Source organism: Natronorubrum halophilum, from assembly GCF_003670115.1.
Classification (GTDB): Archaea; Halobacteriota; Halobacteria; order Halobacteriales; family Natrialbaceae; genus Natronorubrum; species Natronorubrum halophilum.
The window spans coordinates 1-18,993 of the sequence record NZ_QQTY01000007.1; the positions used below are offsets into that span (position 1 = coordinate 1).

Annotated in this window: 18 protein-coding genes; 10 read left to right on the plus strand and 8 right to left on the minus strand. The window is 60.1% G+C overall.

The genetic code is table 11. The features are described 5' to 3' along the window. Positions 1-92: 92 nt before the first annotated feature. From DWB23_RS22010 to DWB23_RS22030, 4 genes are all read left to right on the plus strand, one after another. Positions 93-335: a DUF7563 family protein gene (locus tag DWB23_RS22010; RefSeq protein WP_121743866.1), complete on the plus strand. Its 243-nt coding sequence runs from the start codon at positions 93-95 to the stop codon at positions 333-335. Between the two features lie 599 nt (positions 336-934). Continuing rightward, positions 935-1,456, plus strand: a complete 522-nt coding sequence (locus tag DWB23_RS22020; protein WP_121743868.1) for a hypothetical protein — start codon at positions 935-937, stop codon at positions 1,454-1,456. After that, a complete protein-coding gene (locus tag DWB23_RS22025; protein ID WP_121743869.1) occupies positions 1,453-1,743 on the plus strand; it encodes a hypothetical protein in 291 nt (96 codons plus the stop codon). Before DWB23_RS22020 ends, DWB23_RS22025 begins: the two co-directional genes overlap by 4 nt. 2 nt (positions 1,744-1,745) lie before the next feature. Then, positions 1,746-3,365 (plus strand): DUF7845 domain-containing protein, encoded by a 1,620-nt coding sequence (locus DWB23_RS22030; RefSeq protein ID WP_121743870.1) that lies wholly within the window; start codon positions 1,746-1,748, stop codon positions 3,363-3,365. 490 nt (positions 3,366-3,855) lie between these two features. Here the strand turns inward: DWB23_RS22030 and DWB23_RS23340 are convergent, their stop codons facing one another. Beyond that, complete coding sequence (locus tag DWB23_RS23340; protein ID WP_137288072.1) at positions 3,856-4,041, minus strand: hypothetical protein; 186 nt, start codon at positions 4,039-4,041, stop codon at positions 3,856-3,858. A 267-nt stretch (positions 4,042-4,308) separates the two neighbouring features. Between DWB23_RS23340 and DWB23_RS23345 the strand changes: the two genes are divergently transcribed. Continuing rightward, on the plus strand, positions 4,309-4,647 hold the full coding sequence (locus tag DWB23_RS23345; protein WP_162989935.1) for a hypothetical protein: 339 nt from the start codon (positions 4,309-4,311) through the stop codon (positions 4,645-4,647). A 464-nt stretch (positions 4,648-5,111) separates the two neighbouring features. Here the strand turns inward: DWB23_RS23345 and DWB23_RS22035 are convergent, their stop codons facing one another. Continuing rightward, on the minus strand, positions 5,112-6,404 hold the full coding sequence (locus tag DWB23_RS22035; RefSeq protein ID WP_121745042.1) for an amidohydrolase: 1,293 nt from the start codon (positions 6,402-6,404) through the stop codon (positions 5,112-5,114). 349 nt (positions 6,405-6,753) lie between these two features. Next, positions 6,754-7,050: an ArsR family transcriptional regulator gene (locus tag DWB23_RS22040; RefSeq protein WP_121744931.1), complete on the minus strand. Its 297-nt coding sequence runs from the start codon at positions 7,048-7,050 to the stop codon at positions 6,754-6,756. Between the two features lie 422 nt (positions 7,051-7,472). Between DWB23_RS22040 and DWB23_RS22050 the strand changes: the two genes are divergently transcribed. The 4 genes from DWB23_RS22050 to DWB23_RS22065 all read left to right on the plus strand — a co-directional run bounded on the left by DWB23_RS22050 (position 7,473) and on the right by DWB23_RS22065 (position 9,733). Continuing rightward, entirely contained in the window at positions 7,473-7,871 is a 399-nt protein-coding gene (locus tag DWB23_RS22050; protein WP_121744933.1) for a hypothetical protein, read from the plus strand. Continuing rightward, positions 7,868-8,155, plus strand: coding sequence for a hypothetical protein (locus DWB23_RS22055; protein ID WP_238717552.1), 288 nt, complete (start codon positions 7,868-7,870; stop codon positions 8,153-8,155). The genes DWB23_RS22050 and DWB23_RS22055 overlap by 4 nt, the downstream gene beginning before the upstream one ends. 158 nt (positions 8,156-8,313) lie before the next feature. Beyond that, a complete protein-coding gene (locus DWB23_RS22060; RefSeq protein ID WP_121745044.1) occupies positions 8,314-9,195 on the plus strand; it encodes a hypothetical protein in 882 nt (293 codons plus the stop codon). Positions 9,196-9,547: 352 nt separating this feature from the next. Continuing rightward, positions 9,548-9,733, plus strand: coding sequence for a hypothetical protein (locus DWB23_RS22065; RefSeq protein WP_121744934.1), 186 nt, complete (start codon positions 9,548-9,550; stop codon positions 9,731-9,733). Here DWB23_RS22065 and DWB23_RS22070 read toward each other — a convergent pair whose 3' ends face one another. Then, positions 9,734-10,687, minus strand: a complete 954-nt coding sequence (locus DWB23_RS22070) for a transcription initiation factor IIB (RefSeq protein ID WP_121744935.1) — start codon at positions 10,685-10,687, stop codon at positions 9,734-9,736. A gap of 743 nt (positions 10,688-11,430) precedes the next feature. On the opposite strand from DWB23_RS22070, the gene DWB23_RS22075 reads away from it, so the two are divergent. Next, complete coding sequence (locus DWB23_RS22075; RefSeq protein WP_121744936.1) at positions 11,431-12,027, plus strand: DUF7344 domain-containing protein; 597 nt, start codon at positions 11,431-11,433, stop codon at positions 12,025-12,027. A gap of 590 nt (positions 12,028-12,617) precedes the next feature. On the opposite strand, the gene DWB23_RS22080 is transcribed toward DWB23_RS22075, so the two are convergent. From DWB23_RS22080 to mct, 4 genes are all read right to left on the minus strand, one after another. Beyond that, positions 12,618-14,669 (minus strand): hypothetical protein, encoded by a 2,052-nt coding sequence (locus DWB23_RS22080; RefSeq protein ID WP_121744937.1) that lies wholly within the window; start codon positions 14,667-14,669, stop codon positions 12,618-12,620. Positions 14,670-15,208: 539 nt separating this feature from the next. Continuing rightward, the gene (locus DWB23_RS22085) at positions 15,209-16,150 is read right to left on the minus strand and encodes a hypothetical protein (protein ID WP_121744938.1); all 942 of its coding nucleotides are present in this window, start codon (positions 16,148-16,150) and stop codon (positions 15,209-15,211) included. Positions 16,151-16,478: 328 nt separating this feature from the next. Beyond that, a complete protein-coding gene (locus DWB23_RS22090; protein ID WP_121744939.1) occupies positions 16,479-17,690 on the minus strand; it encodes a GNAT family N-acetyltransferase in 1,212 nt (403 codons plus the stop codon). A gap of 32 nt (positions 17,691-17,722) precedes the next feature. Next, a complete protein-coding gene (mct, locus tag DWB23_RS22095; RefSeq protein WP_121744940.1) occupies positions 17,723-18,967 on the minus strand; it encodes a succinyl-CoA:mesaconate CoA-transferase in 1,245 nt (414 codons plus the stop codon). Positions 18,968-18,993: the final 26 nt, after the last annotated feature.

The following is an 18,993-nucleotide window of genomic DNA, read 5'->3' on the forward strand; positions in this document are numbered from 1 at the left end:
CCGGGCGATCCCATACTGTATAAAAGTGAAGCGGCGCGTTTTGCCGCTTCACACCTACCGTTCTCACATTACTTAGCGGTCGCTTTCTGGAGGTGGTCGGCGTGACGATCGCCCCATGGCCGTCGGCCAGCAACGAAACGACGTGCCGTCACTGCGGTGCGTACGTCACGAGCCAGTTCTGCCGCGTCTACGGTGACAACGACGATCAGGTCCACCGTTGCGGCGACTGTGACAGCTATCGACGGCTGACCCGCGGGTCCGCCGCCGGCGTCGACCTTTCGATTCCTGATCCGGAGACGTCGCCCGGCCGTCACGGAGGTGAGGCCGATGTGTGACGATTCGTTCGTCCCGGCGAGTCGGCTGTATAACGTCGATAGTCGGACGCCCATAGCCCATCCGGCCCATCAAGCGAGCGACGAGCAGGTTCGACGCGCGCTCGAGCAGCGAGAGATTCGGACTGATGGTGGTTTCTCGAGCGGTACTGACCAAGCCTCGCTATTTCGGAAGCCGGACGAGCGGGAAATCACGCGGCTCGAGCGGGATGGCCGAAAGCCGATGTGTCCCGACTGTGGGTGCTACGTCGGTCACACCAAATCCGGCGGCAAACCGCTACCAGATACGGAGGCAGAAGCGTTCGGATGGTCATGCGCCGACTGTAACCTCACGTTCCCGTCCAACTGTCACGGCCCTAACGCCCCTGGGTTCAACAGCAGCATGGCCGGTATCCAAATCGAGTTCCGCGACGGCGAGACTCGATGGGTCCCGGTTCCTGCGCGGTATGTAAGGCCGGATACTGAACCCGACGACGGGGGTTCGCGATGAGCCGCCTCGTCGAATCTGACGAGTGCGAGCGGTGCGGTGATCGTATCAACGGAATCCGACGACTGTGCTCCGACTGCACGCGCGACGTTCGTGATGCGCGGGAGGGACCGCTATGAGTTCGCGGACGTCCGCCCTCGAGAGTTCGAAAGCAAGCGGTGACGCCCTCGAGGCGGTGCTCATTCAGACCATCGACGCCCTGGAGTACGTGAGCGATCACACCGCGACCTGGCACGACGCGAAGACATCGACGCTCCTCGAGGCGAGTCGATCGCTGACGTTTTTCGGAATCGTACTCGTCGAGCCCGAGACGCCGATCGAGATCAAAGGCTGCCAGATCGAGACGAGCAACGGTGACCGCACGACTCGCGGCCGGTTCTACGTCAAACGCGCTGCTCACGAGCAGCTGCTCGAGGCGGCCGGGATGTACCTGCTCGTCGTCTATCTCCCGCGGCCGGGGCTGCCCCAGGTGGCCCGCGCGATCGTGCCGGCGACGCTCGTCGACGAGTTGCTGGCCGGGCGGTGGTACGACGTCGGCGGGTCGCGCTCCGAACAGGAAGTCGCGAAACTCGCGTGGTCGCACGTAATCGATCCGGCGGGCGTCGACCCGTCGGTAACCGTCGGTGAGTCGCGATGAGTGCCGACGCCAATCACGACGATCGCGACCTCGAGGCCGAACTCTCGAGTTCGGCAGCTGGCCGAACCGGAATTCCCGTCGACGCGATTTGCGTGGGCTGTGGGCGGACGCGAGTCAAACGCGCCCGTCCCGAAGAAATGGATCAACATCCGCACGTCGATCCGACGACCCTCGAGGCGACGGACTGCACGTCGTTCAAACACATCTGCTACCCGTGCCAGGGGGCGACGTGGTGGAATCCGGTGGCTGTACTGACCGGATTGCTCGAGTCGGAGGACGGTGAGTAGTCGTGTCGCAAGTCGAGACGACGCCTCACGAGATCGAGGGTCGTTGGAAGTGGCCCGACTGGGGCCGCGGGCCGTACGATGCGCTGTCCTCGGTGATGCTCGGTCCGCCGTTCGAAGGGTATCTTGAACTGAACATCGAAGTCGACGGCGAGCCCTGGCTCATCAAAGTCAGTTACAGCAAATCCGGATTCGCGCCGCGGCTGTCGGACGGGATCAATGCCGAGCGACTGTACGAATGGGATATTGTGGGCCGTGGGCGCGGCAAGCGAAAGGCGTCATTCAATATCTCGCCGCGGTTTCCGAACATGCGCCACTGGGAAACTGGTGATTCGATACAACTCCCCTGGGAAAATCAGGTGGGCGAGGTCGACGGTGTGGACGTCGAGTTCCACACCAGCAACATCGAAGCCGAGCGCGGTCTCGAGTTGCTACCGGAGTTCTTCGCGGCCATCTTCGAGCACGCCAACGAGCGGATTCATTCCGAGTATTTCCGAACCGAACCGCACGCGGCGAGTCGAATGTGGGCGTACGAGCGCTACGTTCGAATCTGTCGCGAGTGGGCGGAAAAGCTCTCGTCGGCCGGTGTACTCCAGAAGGTCGCGCTTTATCTCTCCGACCTCAAGGGCGTGAAGGCAGAGTTGCACATCGACAACGAGGAAACGATCAACCACCAGAATCGGTTGTTCCTGAATCCAGCGTCAGCGGGGAAACTCATGCCGGGCCATACCTACGGTCGGAAGTTCGAAATCTACCAGCTGAAGGACCCGGACGCGGTATCGAAAAATCACCCATCCTATCACCCGAAAGTAGAGGTACTGGTGAACAAGGCGAGGAACGACGGCGAGGCATGGGCATGGGCCGATCGCCACGAGGTGACCGAGCAGATCGAAGAGACGCTACTGAACGCGCTTCACTGGGAAGACATTCCGCTCGGTCCCGACGGAAACGGCGTGTACATCGCCGACGACCATTTCGACGCCGTTGCTCGAGACGACCTGGTGGAACTCTACGAGGACCCGACGCCGCGCCTCGAGGCGAAGTCGGACCACCTGTTGATGACGACGCTTCGGGATATGGGCGAGACTGCTCGGGACGTCACCGAGACGGTCGCGACCGACGGCGGGGCGACGGTCGACGATCTCGCCGACCAGCTGGGGAAACACCCGGCGACGATCTACCGAGCGATACAGGACCTCGGTGAGATATTCGAGTTAGACCAGGGCGACGTGTCGTTCCGCGCCCGGAAGTACCGCGAGGAACTTCGAGCGCTCGCCGAGTCCGCCGAGTACGCGATCGAGAGCTATGCCGATCGGATGCAGCACATCATGGGGCTGGCCGATCACGTCGCGGAACTGTCGCCCTTCCAGCAGTGGCTCACTGAGAACGGTGCCGACCTCGAGTTCGACGAGAACGGCGAACCCCGACGGATGCGAGTCGATACGATTCTCTCGCAGTTGAAGGCTGATAGCTTCGAGAACCTCGGCACGATCGCCGCGGAGGCCCTCGAGAAGTGGTCGAAGTCGGGGAACGATCCGACGGTACTCCGTGGTGCCGAGTTGACCTGGAGGACTCCCGGCGGCGGAACTGAAACCGGATTCGTCGGCGCTGTCGCCGATCGGTGAACCGGCCAGCGTAGTGGCAACGCTGTCGTTTTGACTGTTTTATGCAAATACACTTGACTAACACGGCTGCTTAGACAAATCTGGTTGTAGTCGAGCCCTCGAGGCCGGGGCCGCCACCGCGATCGCACCGCAACGCCGGCGGGGTCGTTTCGCGCTTCGCGCGAAAGCCCCCTTGGCGGGTGTCCCCAAGGGGACTGAGCCAAAAAATTACAGCGCCCCACCCCATTTCCGCACGATCTCCAGTTGATCCACAGGAAACAGGGCCTACTGGTAATGATGGGTGGGACCTCAGTAACCGGTGTTGTCGAGTCCACTTAGGAGGGGTACGCACGTTTAAATACAATAACGAAGCCACCACCGGCGTGATGCGCCGTCCTCAAGATAATTTACTGATCGTCTTCGCACTCGTCGAACTTGCTCGTGACCAGTGAGAAACACCCACTGAAAACCATGCGCTCAAGCTGGCCGCGGAAATAATACTTTATCTATTTTATCTGCCGACTGTTACGGTTGCAGCGATAATGATACCCAGTACGAACCCGAATATCACTATATCTGCCAGTATATTTTGGATGTAGCCTGTTATTTCGATACCAAGCAGCATCATAATCGGGATTATTCCAACCGCAGCGATTACGATGACTGCAAAGACTGTGTACCCTGGATTTTCACTCATGTTTTCACTTTAGCAGAGCGAAAGATATCTCTCATCATTCTTCCGCTAGTCCCACATATTCGTGTGGTATAGGTCCGCTACCTGTCTTTCGCTCTGTCTAATCAGAGCAGATTCAAATATAAAAGCGTACATCCTTAATAAATCCTAACACTTCAAAATCGCAGGACTGCACCGATATAAGTTATTTGACACATCCGATCATTCTTTATTTCTTTGCCAAAGATTCGTATAGTAATATACATTATGTATGCTGTATACGTGTAGTATATGGTCACAGTTGTATCTGAACAGATAAGTCATGGCTGGGGTGAAACTGTTCACAAGAGACTAGATGGTGAGAGCTACTATTTTGTGTCTTTTGATGAATACAAAGCAAAGCGCCGGGCTGATATATTTGAAAGTCTTTGGCTGGCAATTGACGGTGTAGATATCGTGGATCAGGACGTGATTCCAATAAAAGTAGCACGTGAGGGAAAGGCGGCTATTGCTTCATACCTCTATAGTGTACATCTCAAGTCAATCGGCAATATTGCAGAAATTCTTAAAGTATCACCTTCCACAGTTGAACAATACCTTACAGATGTAAAAGCAGGTAGAAGATTATAGATATAAGACTGATCAGCTAACGATAAATCCTGATGCTTTTCTCTGGCTCAATCCCTACCACTGGTCTTCACCTGTTGAGAGAATCGATTTTCCGAATATGAATACGAGCGATAATCGACTGTTTTCATATCGTGGCAGCTGCCATCGAGATCGGGACTTCAACCGCGCCGATTGGGACGGTCTCCGGTGTCTTCTTAATAGACAATCGGAGTTCCCGTTACCGAAAAACTCCATAATTCCCGATTCATGGTCACGAGATGCCCCCTAAGGGGGCAAGGTAATTGCGCGGCGCGCAGAGCGCGCGCCGCGCTAGCGAAAAATTAGACTGGCCGATACAGGGACTTACGCTGGGTATACCGGCTGGTACAGAGTAGTGGGACCTCGATAACCGATGTTGTCGAGTCCGCTTAGGAGGTAGACAGTGGAACCTTCTTCTTTCGCTCACTACAGGTGCGTACTGAACATCAGCTTGAAACGCGAGAGACTAATGAATCGGCAGTCTGTTGTGCTTGCTCTACAATCGATTCCTCTTCAAGAGTTAGTACTTCACGGTCACGCATGAGGATTCGTCCATTACAGATCGTATGCCTCACATCGCCCCCAACTGCTGCGTAAGCTAGATGACTTACTAAATCGTGCCGAGGCGTCAAGTGTGGCTTCTCAAGATCAATGACGGCTAAATCAGCTGGTTCTCCCTCTTCAATCACTCCTGAATGAAAGCCAAGTGCTGAAGCACTCCCTTGAGTCATCATTTGAACTACCATCTCTGCCGGAACGGCGCTCGCGTCATTAGCAGCAATTTTACCGAGCATTGCAGCATCACGACCCTCATCTAATAACGATAGGTCATTGTTTGCAGCTGCACCATCTGTTCCAAGACCGACCGTCACTCCTGCATCCATCATACGCTGGATCGGAGCCATACCGCTGGCCAACTTCATATTAGAAGCTGGACAATGGATTACACTTGTTCCTGCCTCAGCTAAGAGGTTGATCTCCTGCTCATCAACATGTACTCCATGGGCGACGAAATCTTGAGGTTCCAACATCCCGTGATCTGCGGCATAATCGAGTGGGCGAATACCATGGTTATTGACTACTGGTGTGACTTCGTTCAGAGTCTCATTAGCATGATAGTGGATTGGAATACCTGCTTCACGGACCCGAGGGACGAACTCCTCAAGGTATTCACTTCCCACAGTGACCAAAGAATGTGGCATAAACGCAGTTGAGATTCGCCCTTCTGCCGCACCATCATACTTTTGTGCGAACTCAAGGCTTTTTTCGACATCTGCTAATGCATTATCATCGTCCTTCCCAGTCGTTACAATCCCGTGGCCCAGTAGGGCTCGTACTCCAGCTTGATCAACCGCATTAACGATTTCGGGCACATGGAAGTACATGTCCGCAAAACCAGTTGTTCCAGACTTGATCATTTCTAACAAGCCGAGTTTTGCTCCGGTATGAACATCGTCTGCGGTCATTGTGCTTTCAGCTGGCCAAATATCTTCTTCAAGCCAGCGGTCCAGTGGCTTATCATCTGCATACCCTCGAAGCAATACCATTGGAACATGAGAATGGCCGTTAACAAAACCAGGAGTCACTAGCGAGTTGGAGGCCTGGAGAATGTTCTCTGCTGTAAGACCAGAGCCAATCTTGTCAATCAAACCGCTATCTTGATCAATCAGTACATCTGCTTGAGAGACCGTCATATCGGGACGCAGAACTTGCCCCCCTGCAATTAGAAGTGATGTCATTAGATAGAATGTATATTCGAGGCACATCACAATGTTGCTTTTCGTGTGTTCAAAGAAGCCCCTGTACTTACCGTGATATCCAGGCGAACTCTGACTGAATAGAACTTCCGGAAGCACTGTTTTGATACAACTTCCTGGAGTTACACATAGAATAGTTTGGTCTTCCGTATATACACACGAGCATGGATTATTCGTGTGCACATCTTTCAACCGCTGATCTCACTTGAGACACGCTCATGCACTCATAATCCTTCCCAAATGAGATACAATCAACAATTCTAATCAGTACGGGATAAATTCCGTGTTCACGAGACGGTTTTGAAGCCGTAGATTGGGTGACGAAATCTCGTCACGACGCGTCGGTCGAAGCGTCGAGTTCGCTCGCGTCGAGTTCTTCATCAAGATACGCCTCACCCTCGTCGGTGATCGTATAGAGGCCGGTCACGATTTGCTCGAGAAGGCCGTACCGAGCGAGTTGTTTGCACCTGCGGCTGGCGTGGCTACTTGAGGGGCCACCGAATTCCTCGACTGCTGCAGGGGTGAGATTTCCGCGTTCGCGGAAGATCTCGAGTATTCGGTCGTCGACGGGCTGCATCCACTCCGCAGGTTGTCGAACCACGTTCTCGGTATCTCTGACTGTGCTCATATGCCCTGCGATGTGTATGAAACACTCAGTAGTTTCTATCCTCTGATTAGAGATATAGCGCCTAAACTCAGAGATAGTGATTAACTTATTTAATGCCGACCTGCTATGGGTTGTATGGAAGCCGGTCTATTGGGGACTCATCGAGAAGTGCCCAACGTGTTGGAGCACGTCGGACGCGGCTTCCGATCCTCTCTAGGGATTCTAGAAGCCATGCGACAAGATAGCCTCCGAGCCCATAACTGTAGGGTTCACGAGCCAGATGTATCGGATGACAACCACGTAGGTAGTGACCACGACGAACCAACTCGCCACGCGATCAATCCGGACGACGAAGCCGTCGAACTCCCGCTTCTCGGCCGCGACGCGTGCTTCGTCGCCGGCGAAGACGCGTTTCTCCTCGAGATCCGCCGAGGTGCTCGCCGATGACCGACTACGTCGTCCCCACGGGCCGGGGCTACCTCGGCACGCACGCCGTCAGCCCCGGCCGGACGGTCACGCTTTCGACCGCCGTGCTCGGCGACCGGGACTGGAACGATCGGTCTCGAGTCCACGCCATCGCGCACGAGGACGGCGTCGCGCTCGTTCCCGCGGCCGAGTCGACGGAGCCGTTCACCGCGTACGCGCTGTGCAATCGCCACGACGCCGCTCGAATCACCGTCGGACGGGTCGCCGTGGCCGAACTCGGGCTCGAGCCCGCCGATTCGGTTCGCGTCTACGATCTCGCGGTGATCGACGACCGGCCCGGCGTGTTGCTCGTCGACGCGGCCGACGATCCGCGCCTCGAACCCGACCGCGAACGCGACGCGGGGGCCGAGCCGTGAGCGACGATTCCGGGAGCCCCGATTCGTCCACTCCTTCCGAGGCGATGACCACCGAGCGGTATCTCGACCACCTCGAGGCGCTCGATACCCGCGCGGCATTCCTCCTCGAGTCGATCCCCGACGCGGAGGCGTTCGACGACGAGACGCGCGCCCACGCGAGGCGTCGCCTGCGGGAGATCCGCGCCCAGATCAATCCGCTGCTGGTCACGCTTCGTTCTCGCACCGACGGTGACGCGGGCGACCATCGCTCCCGCGCCGACGCCGACGATCCGCCGCCCGAGTGACGACTCCCGGCGCGGACGACGCCGACCATCTCGCCCGCGGCCGGCCGCTCACGCACGGGCGTTCGCAGTCGGACGCGGGCAACCGCGCCCGGGAGTCGATCACCGACGGCGACGCCCTCCCGTATCGTCGTGTAACCACCTTCCCATTCGACAGCCCAATGCCAACACCGATCGCAGCCGAGACGGACGAATCGACAGCCAGCCAGCAATCCCAGAGCGATCGAGACAGCGACTTCGAGCGGCTCCGCGAGCGTCTCGATTCGCTCGAGGCCGAACTCGAGCGCAAGGACGACCGCATCGCGGCCCTCGAGCGACTCGAAACGCGGACCGAGGATCTCGAAGCCGAAACGGAGCGACTCGAGAGCGTCGCCGACGCCTCGCTCAACAAAGCCGGTGCGAACAAGGAGCGGATCGCGGAGCTACAGTCTCGCGAACTCGAGAAGGGGGCGCACCTCCGCGCGGAGCGCGTCGACGTACGCGCCGTCACCGTCCCGGACGGCCGTCTCGAACGAATCGAGAAAGCGGGCGGGACGACCTACTATCGGCTCCCGGAGAGCGCCGATCCGCTCGAGCGCGGCGGTGACGTCTCGCTCGCCTACGGCGACCTGCTCCCGATTCAGCAACTCGCGCGGATGGACGACGAGCGGCGTCGTGCAGCCGCGAACGCGCTGCCGACGCGGTTGGCGGCGTCGCTCTGGCAGTCGCGAACCGATCCGAGCGTCGGCGATAATCCGTGGGAACGGGGGTGTAAAGACGTCGACGAGTTCGTCACGGCCAGCGATCTCAGACACTGGATCCGTAGGCAGGAGCCCGGCGTTAGCGAGAGCTACGCGAAGAAGTTGGTCTCGCGAACGATCGATGCCCTCCTGGATCTGTCGAAGAACCGGCTCGCGGTACGCAGACGAACTGAACGCAAGAACGGACTCGAGTACACCGAACGACGGGTGATCCTCCCGACGGATGCGGCGTTCCCCGGCGAGTCGAGACGAACCGAGGAGCGCGACGCGACGGATACGGGGACAGCTGACGTCCACGGATAGGACCGTCTCCGGGATCACCACCCCCTCGAAAACTCTCACCGACCGCGCGATCACGCGGCCGCGGTCGGGTGTGTGCCCTGTGGATAGCTGTGCGTCCACCGCTCGAGCGGTCCTCGGCGGTCGGAGTCGGGGGACACCGACACCGCGCTGTCCGGAGACGACAGCCGTCCACGGGCGTCGCAGGAGCGGCCCGGTTCCTGACGTTGCGGCGGGCACGGATGCCGACGCGCGCGGTTCGTTCCCCGTCATAGCCGGGCGGCGGGCACCGTTCTCGAGGCGGTGTTCACCGACGAGCGTCTCGCCGTTCCGGCTACCGTTTAATTATATCTGGCTGGCGCTCCTCTAGAAACGCATGTATCGTGCAATCCTTCCGGAAGGACAGATCGACTGCGAGCGGTATGACCACACCGAGAACGGCGTCGAACTCTACGACGACGACGACGCGTTCATCGCGTTCGTGCCGTACACGAATCTCCACGCGCTCGCGGATCAGGATCTCTATACGGACCGGACGGAAGAAGAGCGCTCGATCATGTGATCACACCGCCGGCTGTTGATCGATCGCCTCGAGCTGCTCGCGATACCGATTCCGCACGGTGACGACCGTCGTCTGTGCGGTGTCGGCGACCGCTCGCTGCGGGATCGTCTCGTCACAGAGGAGTCCGGCGGCGTAGATGGCTGCGGCGGCGAATCCGGTCGGCGATTTCCCCGAGTGGAGTCCCTGTTCCGTCGTCTGATCGATGATCTCGATGGCTTTCGTTTCGACGTCTTTGCTGACGTCGAGTTCGGAGCAGAACCGCGGGACGAACTGTCGCGGGTTCGTCGGCTCCAAATTGATGCTGAGTTCGTCGGCGATGTACCGGTACGTCCGGCCGATCTCTCGCTGATCGACCCGTGAAACGGAGGTTACTTCCTCGAGACTGCGCGGAATGCCCTCCTTTCGACACGCGGTGTAGAGCGCGCTGGTCGCGACGCCTTCGATCGACCGACCCCGTATGAGATCCTGGTCGAGCGCCTGTCGGTAGATGACGCTTGCGGTCTCCTTGACGGGTTTCGGGACGCCCAGCGCGCTGACCATCCGGTCGATCTCCGAGAGGGCGTACTTGAGGTTGCGTTCGCCGGCGTTTTTCGTTCTGATCCGTTCTTGCCAGACGCGAAGCCGATGAAGCTGGCCGTGTTTGTCGGCCGACATCGAGTGGCCGTTGGCGTCTTTGTTACGCCAGTCGATCGTCGTCGTCAGCCCTCGGTCGTGCATCGATTGCGTAAGCGGCGCGCCGACTCGAGAGAGTTCGTCGTGTTCTTGGGCGTTGAACGCCCGCCACTCCGGACCGTAGTCGATCGGATCCTCGGTGAGGACGAGTCCGCACTCCTTGCAGACTCGCTCGCCGCGGTCCGGGTCGTGGATGATCGTATCGGTTTCGCAGTCGGGACAGAGCCCGGGCTCTGTCTTCGCTGATTCGTTCTTGGTGTGTTCAATGATGGACCGCGTCATCAGTAGTAGATGAATCTTTGCCCGCACTGTAAGGGGTTCACATGGTTTCGCGAGAAACGCCGACTTACTGTTTCGGCCGCAGACGTACGAGACGCAGACGAGACGGGCGACGTGTCGCCGTCCTACCCGTCCGAGGGAGTCGGCTGAATCGCGTCGGTTCCGCGCCCCATCGGTAATCGCCGGACGACACGCCGTTGTACTGTCCTTGAACTGTCATGAACTCCGGAAACCCAGCCGATGCGACGCGATTTCGGTTTCGACGTGAACGCTCCGTAAACCCCGAATTCTTTCCGTAAAATCGCCTTTCGGGGCCGAACTGTCGTTCGACTTTATGTCGCAGGCAGCAAACGTTCCGTACCAGTGTCGTGTCGTAACTTCGCCCTTCAGTCCATGTTTCACCCTCTTCACAGCTGTTCCACACGTATGCGGCCAATATCTGTGGACAATCGCTTGATACTGACCGCGTCCGATCACCGTCGCGGTCGAGTATCTCGCCGCCGCCGCAGGTGGTCACGACGCGGCCCAGGTAGTCGGCCTGTACCTGCTTTGCAGCCGGTGCGAAACGTGGCTGTCCTTAAGAGTGTCAGTATTGGTGTACAACTTGGTGTGTCAACCGTGACTGCGACTTGCCGATTGAGAACAATGTGGCTCCCGTCGACCCGACAGTATGGCAGTTGTTCCGTATTCGAAACCTGCCTCGAATGTGGCTCGAATGGGACTCCAACAGTTGGAGGTAGTGCATAATGTCATCCATCGATACCTCGCTTCCCGACGAGATCGCATCGGTGGCTGATTCGGATGAGGAGCAGCGACTCTCGAAGGACGTCATTTTCGAGCTCCTGAAAAACCGACGTCGTCGAGAAGTACTCGCGTACCTACTCGAGGCCGAGGAGACAGTAACCCTCGGTGAACTCGCCGAACAGATCGCCGCGTGGGAGAACGATACCGACGTGAGCGCGCTCAGTTCCGATCAGCGAAAGCGAGTATACGTCGCGCTCTACCAGACCCATCTCCCGAAGATGGACGATGCCGGCATCGTCGAGTACGATCAGGATAGAGGGTTGATCTCGCTCGCGGACAACGCCGACCTGTTGATGATGTACCTCGATACGGATACGCATCGACAGGATCGGTGGGACCGATGGTACGCGACGCTCAGCGTCGTTGGCGCGGCGGTCGTTACCGGGGCCTTTCTCGGTCTCCCGCCGCTGTCGGCTATCCCAACCTTCGGACTCGCTGGAATCGTCGTCGTCTCGTTTTTCCTCCTCTCGGTTGCACACGTCGTGACGAACCGAGAGCAGGAGCGAACCGTCGACGGAAAACTGTCACGCATCAAGTAACTGTTCTGGTGGAACGGGATCGACGGCTCCGCTGACAGCTTCGATGGTTCGAGTGCGTGTATACCGCACGCAGTGACGACGATCGTTTTCACGACTACTGATGGTAGGAAGGACTTTTAATCACGGCTCTCGAACGGACGACTGGCTCCCGACGACCGTCAGCTACTACCGGAGCAGTTCGCGTGCCAGCATCTGTTCCCGTTTCAGGCGCGGGAGCCACTTACTCTCGAACCCGATTCTCGACAGCTGCCGCTCTCCGTACGCACCGCTTTCGATCCCTCTCGGATCGCCTCCGACCGTCTCGTCGTCGGCTCCGGCGGTTCGGCAATTCTGTGGACCGTCGATCCGCTCGGAGGACCGGTATCACGCTGTCGAGGGACGCCTCCCTCGAGAGCGGTCGTCACGACGCTGGCTCACACGCCGTCGACTCGCCGGGTGCCATCCTACAGCTTCCACGACGGCGGCACTACGTTTCGACACTGCACGTCGCGGCCGCCGCTGGCGTTGTTCCTCGAGAGATACCGCTGAGCAGCGGTGTGACCGATCCGCGCGGGATCGCACGGCCACCCGGCGTGTACCGTCGATCGTCGTTACTGATCGCGGACGTTGTACTGTACGTCGACCGCTGCGTCGCCGCGGATCGTGAACTCCGCGAGTTCGCCGTCGAACCAGTAGGCGTCGAGCCAGTTGCCGGCGACGCCGCGAACGGTTTTCCCCTCGATGACGTCGTCTTCCTCGATCCTGGCGTCTCGACAGGTGGACTCGACGACCGGGCCGCTGGCCTCGAAGGAGTACGCGCTCGGCTCCTCGGCTTCGGTGCCGTCGATAACGAGCGCGTGGGGGAGCACTTCGTGCTCGCCGTAGTCGGCGGGATCGATCTCCTCGCCGTCGAGGCTGATCTCGGCCTCGCCGTCGATGAGGGTCACGTCGGTCAGCGCACCTGAGAACCGGAACGTCTGCGTTCCGTCGGTGACCGAACTCTGAACCGTCGAGCCCGAGATCATCGTCGCTTCGTCTTCGGGAGCGCCGTCTCCGTCGAGTTCGATCGTTCCCTCGACCGTGATCTCGAAACTCGTCGGCGAGCCGTCACCCTCGATCTCGAGGACGTGGGGAAGCTCCTCGCCGTAGTCTGCGGGATCGATCTCCTCGCCGTCGACCAGTACGGTTGCCGGGCCGTCGACGGTGAGTTCCTCCAGGTCGCCGCTGAATCGGAAGGCGTCCTTCCAGTCTGCGACGACGCCGTGAGCGAGCGTGCCGTCGATCTCGACGTCGTCGTCGATCGTCGCGCCCTCGTAGTTCGACGGCTCGAGCTCGCCGTCGATCTCGAACTCGTAGCGAGTGACGTCTGAGTCGTCGCCGTCGAAGAGGATGACGTGCTCGAGAAGGTCGTCGAACTCGTCGGGGTCGACTTCGGTTCCGTTGACGCGAACCGTGGCGTCGCCGTCGAGGCTCAGCCGTTCGATCTCGCCTTCGAACCGCCACGCGTCGAGGTGGTCGACGACGGTCCCCCGTGCGTGGGTGCCGTCGACGGTGGCCGCCGCGTCGATCGTCGCACCGTCGTCGGTACTCGCTTCGACCTCGTCGCTGACGACGAACTCGTAGTCGGTCACGTCGGCCGTGCCGTTGCCGTCGAACACGATAGTGTTTGAGGGCTGGTCGGTGCTACTGGTGGTAGCGCTACCGCTCTCGCTTGTTGAGTTTCCCGATGCGGCCGCCTCCGCGGCGGTCGGGACGCCGTCGGGGATGGAGAGGTCGGGATTGCTCCCGGCGTTCGAGGTGTCGACGTTGCCCTGCGTACCGCCGGCGATGGCACCGCCGCTGAGGGCGACCGAGGCACCCTGGTGGGTGAGTACGGCCGCCGCGTAGCCGCCGGCGTCGAAGTGACAGTCCTCGACGGTACAGCCGCCGGGTTGCCAGACCCACAGGGGTCGGCCGGAGCTTTCGCTGTAGTTGCCCCAGCTACCGTAGTCGGTCGAGTAGTCCGTGTCGTCGTTGTACGCGACGCACTCGCGGAGCGTGTCGTTTCCACTGGCGGCGCGGAACGTCGTGACGCCGTTGTTCTTGCCGAAACAGCGTTCCCACGTGATCGACCCGCCGCTGGCGCTGTTAGAACAGTACCAGCCGTTGTTGGGGTAGCCCTGTACGTTGCATTCCCGGAAGACGACATCGGCGCCGGCCTTGGTGTGATAGAAGATCGCTCCCGGACCGTGAACGAAGCCCGCGCCCGATTTGTTCGCGCCGTCGCCGATGTATACGTTTTCGAACTCGACGGTGCCGCTCGAGGCGGTGATCGAGAAAATAAAGCCGTCTCCCTGATACAGCCCCTTGATCCCGATGTTGCGGATGGTCGCTGCGCCGTTGACGACGAACGTGATACCGTTCCCGTTCGTGACGTCGACGAGTTTGTTTTCGAAGGTCTCGTTGCCGATGTTGATAACCTGTCCGCTCGCTTCGATGACGTCGTAGTCACCGTCGCTCGCGCCCGCACCCGTACTCCACAGTGCCGTTGCTGCGGTCGTTGCACCGGCTAGCTTCATATATGATCGCCGATGGAGTAATTCCGAATTACCGTCGTGGTTCGTCGGCTGCTCTTCGCCGCCGACGCAACGATCGCCGTTTGATACCGAAGGTTCGCGTGCCATGCAATCGGGTAATCTGATACTACCACCATAAACTTTCTCCTATACTTTATTTAAAATTTACGTATAATATCTACTACCAGAATATACAGTACGGAAACTATCTACGTATTCACACGAAAGATTATACGTCCTCGCTGGCGCTGCTACCGCGATTAATAGCGTATTACCGCGTTCGTTCGGACCTCCGTCCCTCTCGAGGGGGCTGTGGCGTTCGCCACTCGAGCGGTAATAACCTATTACCACCTGATTTCGACCGATTTCGAGGTGGGACGGGCCGTCGTCCGCCGTCCGAACTCGAGAGTGCCCGCGTGACGAGCTATCGGTCGCGCGAATACCGGGTTTCACCCGGCCGGGAACGACGTGTTGGAAACCGAGTTCGGTGCTCGAGTCTGGTGGCACGAAAAACGGAAAAGCGGCGACGGACCAACGGCGGCGGGTGGAGGAAAAGCGCCAGCGGGGGGAGGGAAAAACGTCAGCGGGGGATTCGGTGGAGGGTGGCTGTGGTAAGCTGCGTCAGCGGGGGCTGATATGTCGGTTCGTTAGTTGCCGCCGGAAGCCGCCGCTTCGGCGCTGGTCGGCGTTCCGTCCGGGACGAACGCTTCGGGGTCGGTTCCCGTGTCGTCTCCGAGTTCGACGGTCGAGCCGCCGGTTTCTGCGATACCGGCTTGCTCGTCGTAGTCGGTGTTCTGGAGCACGACGGTCGTTCCCTGCCCGTTGGCACCCGCGTCGACCGCGGTGTGGTGTCCGTTCATCTCGATCTGGCAGTCTTCGATCTCGATCGTTCCGGGGGCCCACGCCCAGATACCGCGGCCGGCGTAGCCCTCGTCGTCGACGAGGATGCTCGAGTTCGTCACTTTGCTCCCTTCCGTCGCGAGACGGAAGTGAGAGACGCGGCAGTTAGCGGCGAAACTGCTGTCGATGTGGAGCGTGCCACCGCCGCCGTTGCCGGGTGCGGAGCCGTAGATCGCGTTGTCCGCGAAGCCCTGAATGTTGAGATTCTGAAAGTCGATGTGGCCGGAGTGTTCTGGGTTGACCCAGAAGGCGGTCTGTCCGTGGCCGGTCGAACGACCGTTGCGCCCGTCGGAGCCGTCACCGAGATAGACGTTCTCGACGGTGCTCGTGCCACCGGCGTCGGAGACGGCGAACGTGGCGGTGCCGGCACCGGAGTTGTTCTTTCCATCGAATCCGACGTTCCGGACCGTCCAGTCACTCCCTTGGGTCGTGATACTGATGTCCTGACCGGTCGTCATATCGATGAGCTTGTTCTCCCAGGTTTCACCGCTCCCGACGGTGATTTCCTGGTTTCCGGCTTCGATAACCTCGTAATCGTCCTGGGCGGCTGCGGTACCGACTCCGCCTAGGGTGGTCGCCGCAGTCGCGGCCGCCGCGAGCGAACGCACGTAGTTGCGGCGGGTTAATCCGGTGTTACGGCCTGCAGTCGGCGTAGTGTCCGATTCGGACGTACGGGGGTTCTGCGCCATACACTTGCGTAACCTGGGCTTTCATTCATAAACTTTTCCTTGCTAGTATGGGTTAAATTTACAGAATATATTTCTAACGTTGGTCTATGTATCAGAATATACTGCCATTCTTTCACGAATGTATGAACGAAAAACGGGGAGAATTCGCCGCGTAATACCGTCTTTCCGAGTAACGTGGCCGTTTTCGGCCTCGAGAGACGAGCTATAGCGAAACTACGACTGCCGAAAACGCGTTTGAGGCGAGTGGCTCCATCGGGTGTGAGCGTGAAACGAGACGAACAGTCAGGAGTATTTCGCTATTTTCTCCGTTTCACCGGCGGTTCCGCGCTCACCACGTATCCTGCTCGGCGAAGGTTATCGACCAGTTCGACGGGTCGGTGACGGCCCGGCCGGCGACGGTCCACTCGTGACCGCCGTCGTCCGCGAGCGGATAGGTGACCTGCGTCGTCTGTTGGGTGAGCCGGGAGAGCGGGAGCGACTGATCCGAACGGAACCCGAACGCGGTGAGCAGGGACGGCGGGATCGCTCGCCCGCTCGCTGCGAGAACGTCCGCTCCGCGCCGATCGGCGACGATTCGCTCGAGGATCTCGGAGAGTCCGTCTCGACGATGCGGCGTCGTTCCCAGCGGAACCACGTCGGTGAGACAGGTCGTCCGTGAGCCGTCTTCCGTCTTCGTTCCGGTGATCACGCCGGCGACGGGCTCGCCGTGTCGGGTCGCCAGATAGGCGTCGTACGCCCAGTGCGGGTTCTCGAATCGCCAGTCGTAGAAGCGCTCGTCGCGGTGTCCGTGGATCGCTCCGGGTACGGCCGACTCGTAGAGGTCGACGAACCGTTCGGCGGGAACGTTCTCGAACCTGTTGACCGTGATACTCGAGGCGTTTCCTCTGCGCTTCGCACGTGCGCGATGATACACACTAGTAACCGGGCGAGTTCCTTTCGCGAGCGTTTTCAGTCGCTCGCCGTCGACGTCGAGCATGCCGTCCGGCCGCTGGACGCGATAGTACGTCGGGACGTTCTCGACGACCTGCCAGCCGTGTTTGAGGCTTCCCGAGAGCGTCGCGGGATTGGGGAAGTTGAAAAACATCCCCGCCTCCCGGTTCCGGTACCGTTCTTTGAGTCGCTCGGTCGTTCGGGAGTAGAGCCCGCGCCGCCGGTGGTCCGGATGGACCATCACGTCGGACGGCTGAAGCCCCCGAAACGTCCTCGAGCCCGCGCGCAACTCGAGGGCGAAACAGGGTTTCGTCCCGACGACTCGCCCCTCGTGGGTCGCGACGATCATCGGCACGTGGTCGGTGTAGGGGTTGGCCTCGTACTTCCAGCGGAACCACTCGTCGTCGCGCTCGCCCAGCACCTGCTCGTACAGCTCGAGGAAGTCCTCGCGGTCGCCGGGTTCGTACGGCCGGATCACGTAGTGATCGTCCGCGGCCGGTTGCGCCGCGGTGGCGCTGCCGGTCGTCTCGGGTCCCGTCGTGTCGGTCGATTCGTCGGTTCGATCGTCGCGCCTCGGATCGGCGTTTGTTCGGTGGTGTTCTGTTGCCATGGTGTCTTCTTCAATTGGTCGTCTCGTGCGTCTCAGTCGTCATCTAAGCTCCCGTCGGTGAGCCCGACGCGTCCCGTCTCGCCGTCTCGTGGCTCCGGATCGGTCTGCGTCTCGGGCTCCGGTCTGGGGCCGACCGCCGGCTCGAGCAGTTCGCTTCGGTGTTCGTCGAGCAGAGGGGCTCGATCGCCCGGCGTCGGCGGCGTTTCGGCCATTTTGATCGGCGTCCCGGCGATGGTGACGGTTTCGTCGGTCCCCGGAAGCTCCGCCTCGACCAGCATCTCGCGCTGGGAGACGTGATCGCAATCGTAGACGTCGGCGACGTCCTGAACGGGTGCACAGGGAACCGTCCCGCGAAGGGCGTTGATAACGTCCGCGACCGATCGTCGGGCCACCCACTCTGCAATGGCCGGTCGGAGGTCGTCCCGGGCTTCGAGACGTTCGGGACCGCTCGAGTACTCGACGACCCAGCCGGGGCGTTCCATCGCCTCGCAGAGGCCGTGCCAGTGACCGTCGGTGAGTGCGGCGATGACGACGTAGCCGTCGTCGGCCTCGAAGGCGTTGTACGGGAACAGCGTCGGATGGGAGTTCCCGTCTCGGTCCGGCACCTCGTCGGTGTAGGAGTACTGGTAGACCGACCGCTCGGCGAGACTCACCATCGCGTCGTACATCGCCGTATCGACGAACTGTCCCCTGCCCGTCCGCTCTCGGTGGTGGAGGGCGGCGAGGATGTTGACCGCGTGTAACACGCCGGTGAAGATGTCGCCGACGCCGAACCCGACCTTCGTCGGCGGGCCGTCCGCCTGTCCGGTCTGGTGCATGACGCCGCCGAGCGCCTGGGCGACGAGATCGAACGCTGGTTCGTCCTGTTTCGGACTCGAGCCCGTTCGCGGGTCGCCGAAGCCACGCATCGCGGCGTAGACGAGTCGCGGGTTCCGCTCGGCCAACTGCTCGTACTCGAGGTCGAACTTCTCCATCGTGCCGACCCGATAGTTCTCGACGACGACGTCCGCGTCGTCGACGAGCGACCGGAACGCCGCTCGGTCCGCTTCGTCGTCGAAATCGAGCTCGAGGCTTCGCTTTCCCCTGTTAACGCTCTGAAAGTAGCCACCGAAACGCTCGTCGGCCTCGTGAAACGGTGGCGTTTCGCGCACGAAGTCCCCGCCCGGCGGTTCGATTTTCACGACGTCAGCGCCGAGATCGGCGAGCAACATCGTACAGTAGGGACCACCGAGGACCCTCGTCAGATCCAGTACACGTACGTCGTCGAGGGCAGTCATGTGTCGTATCAACGACCATGAGTATC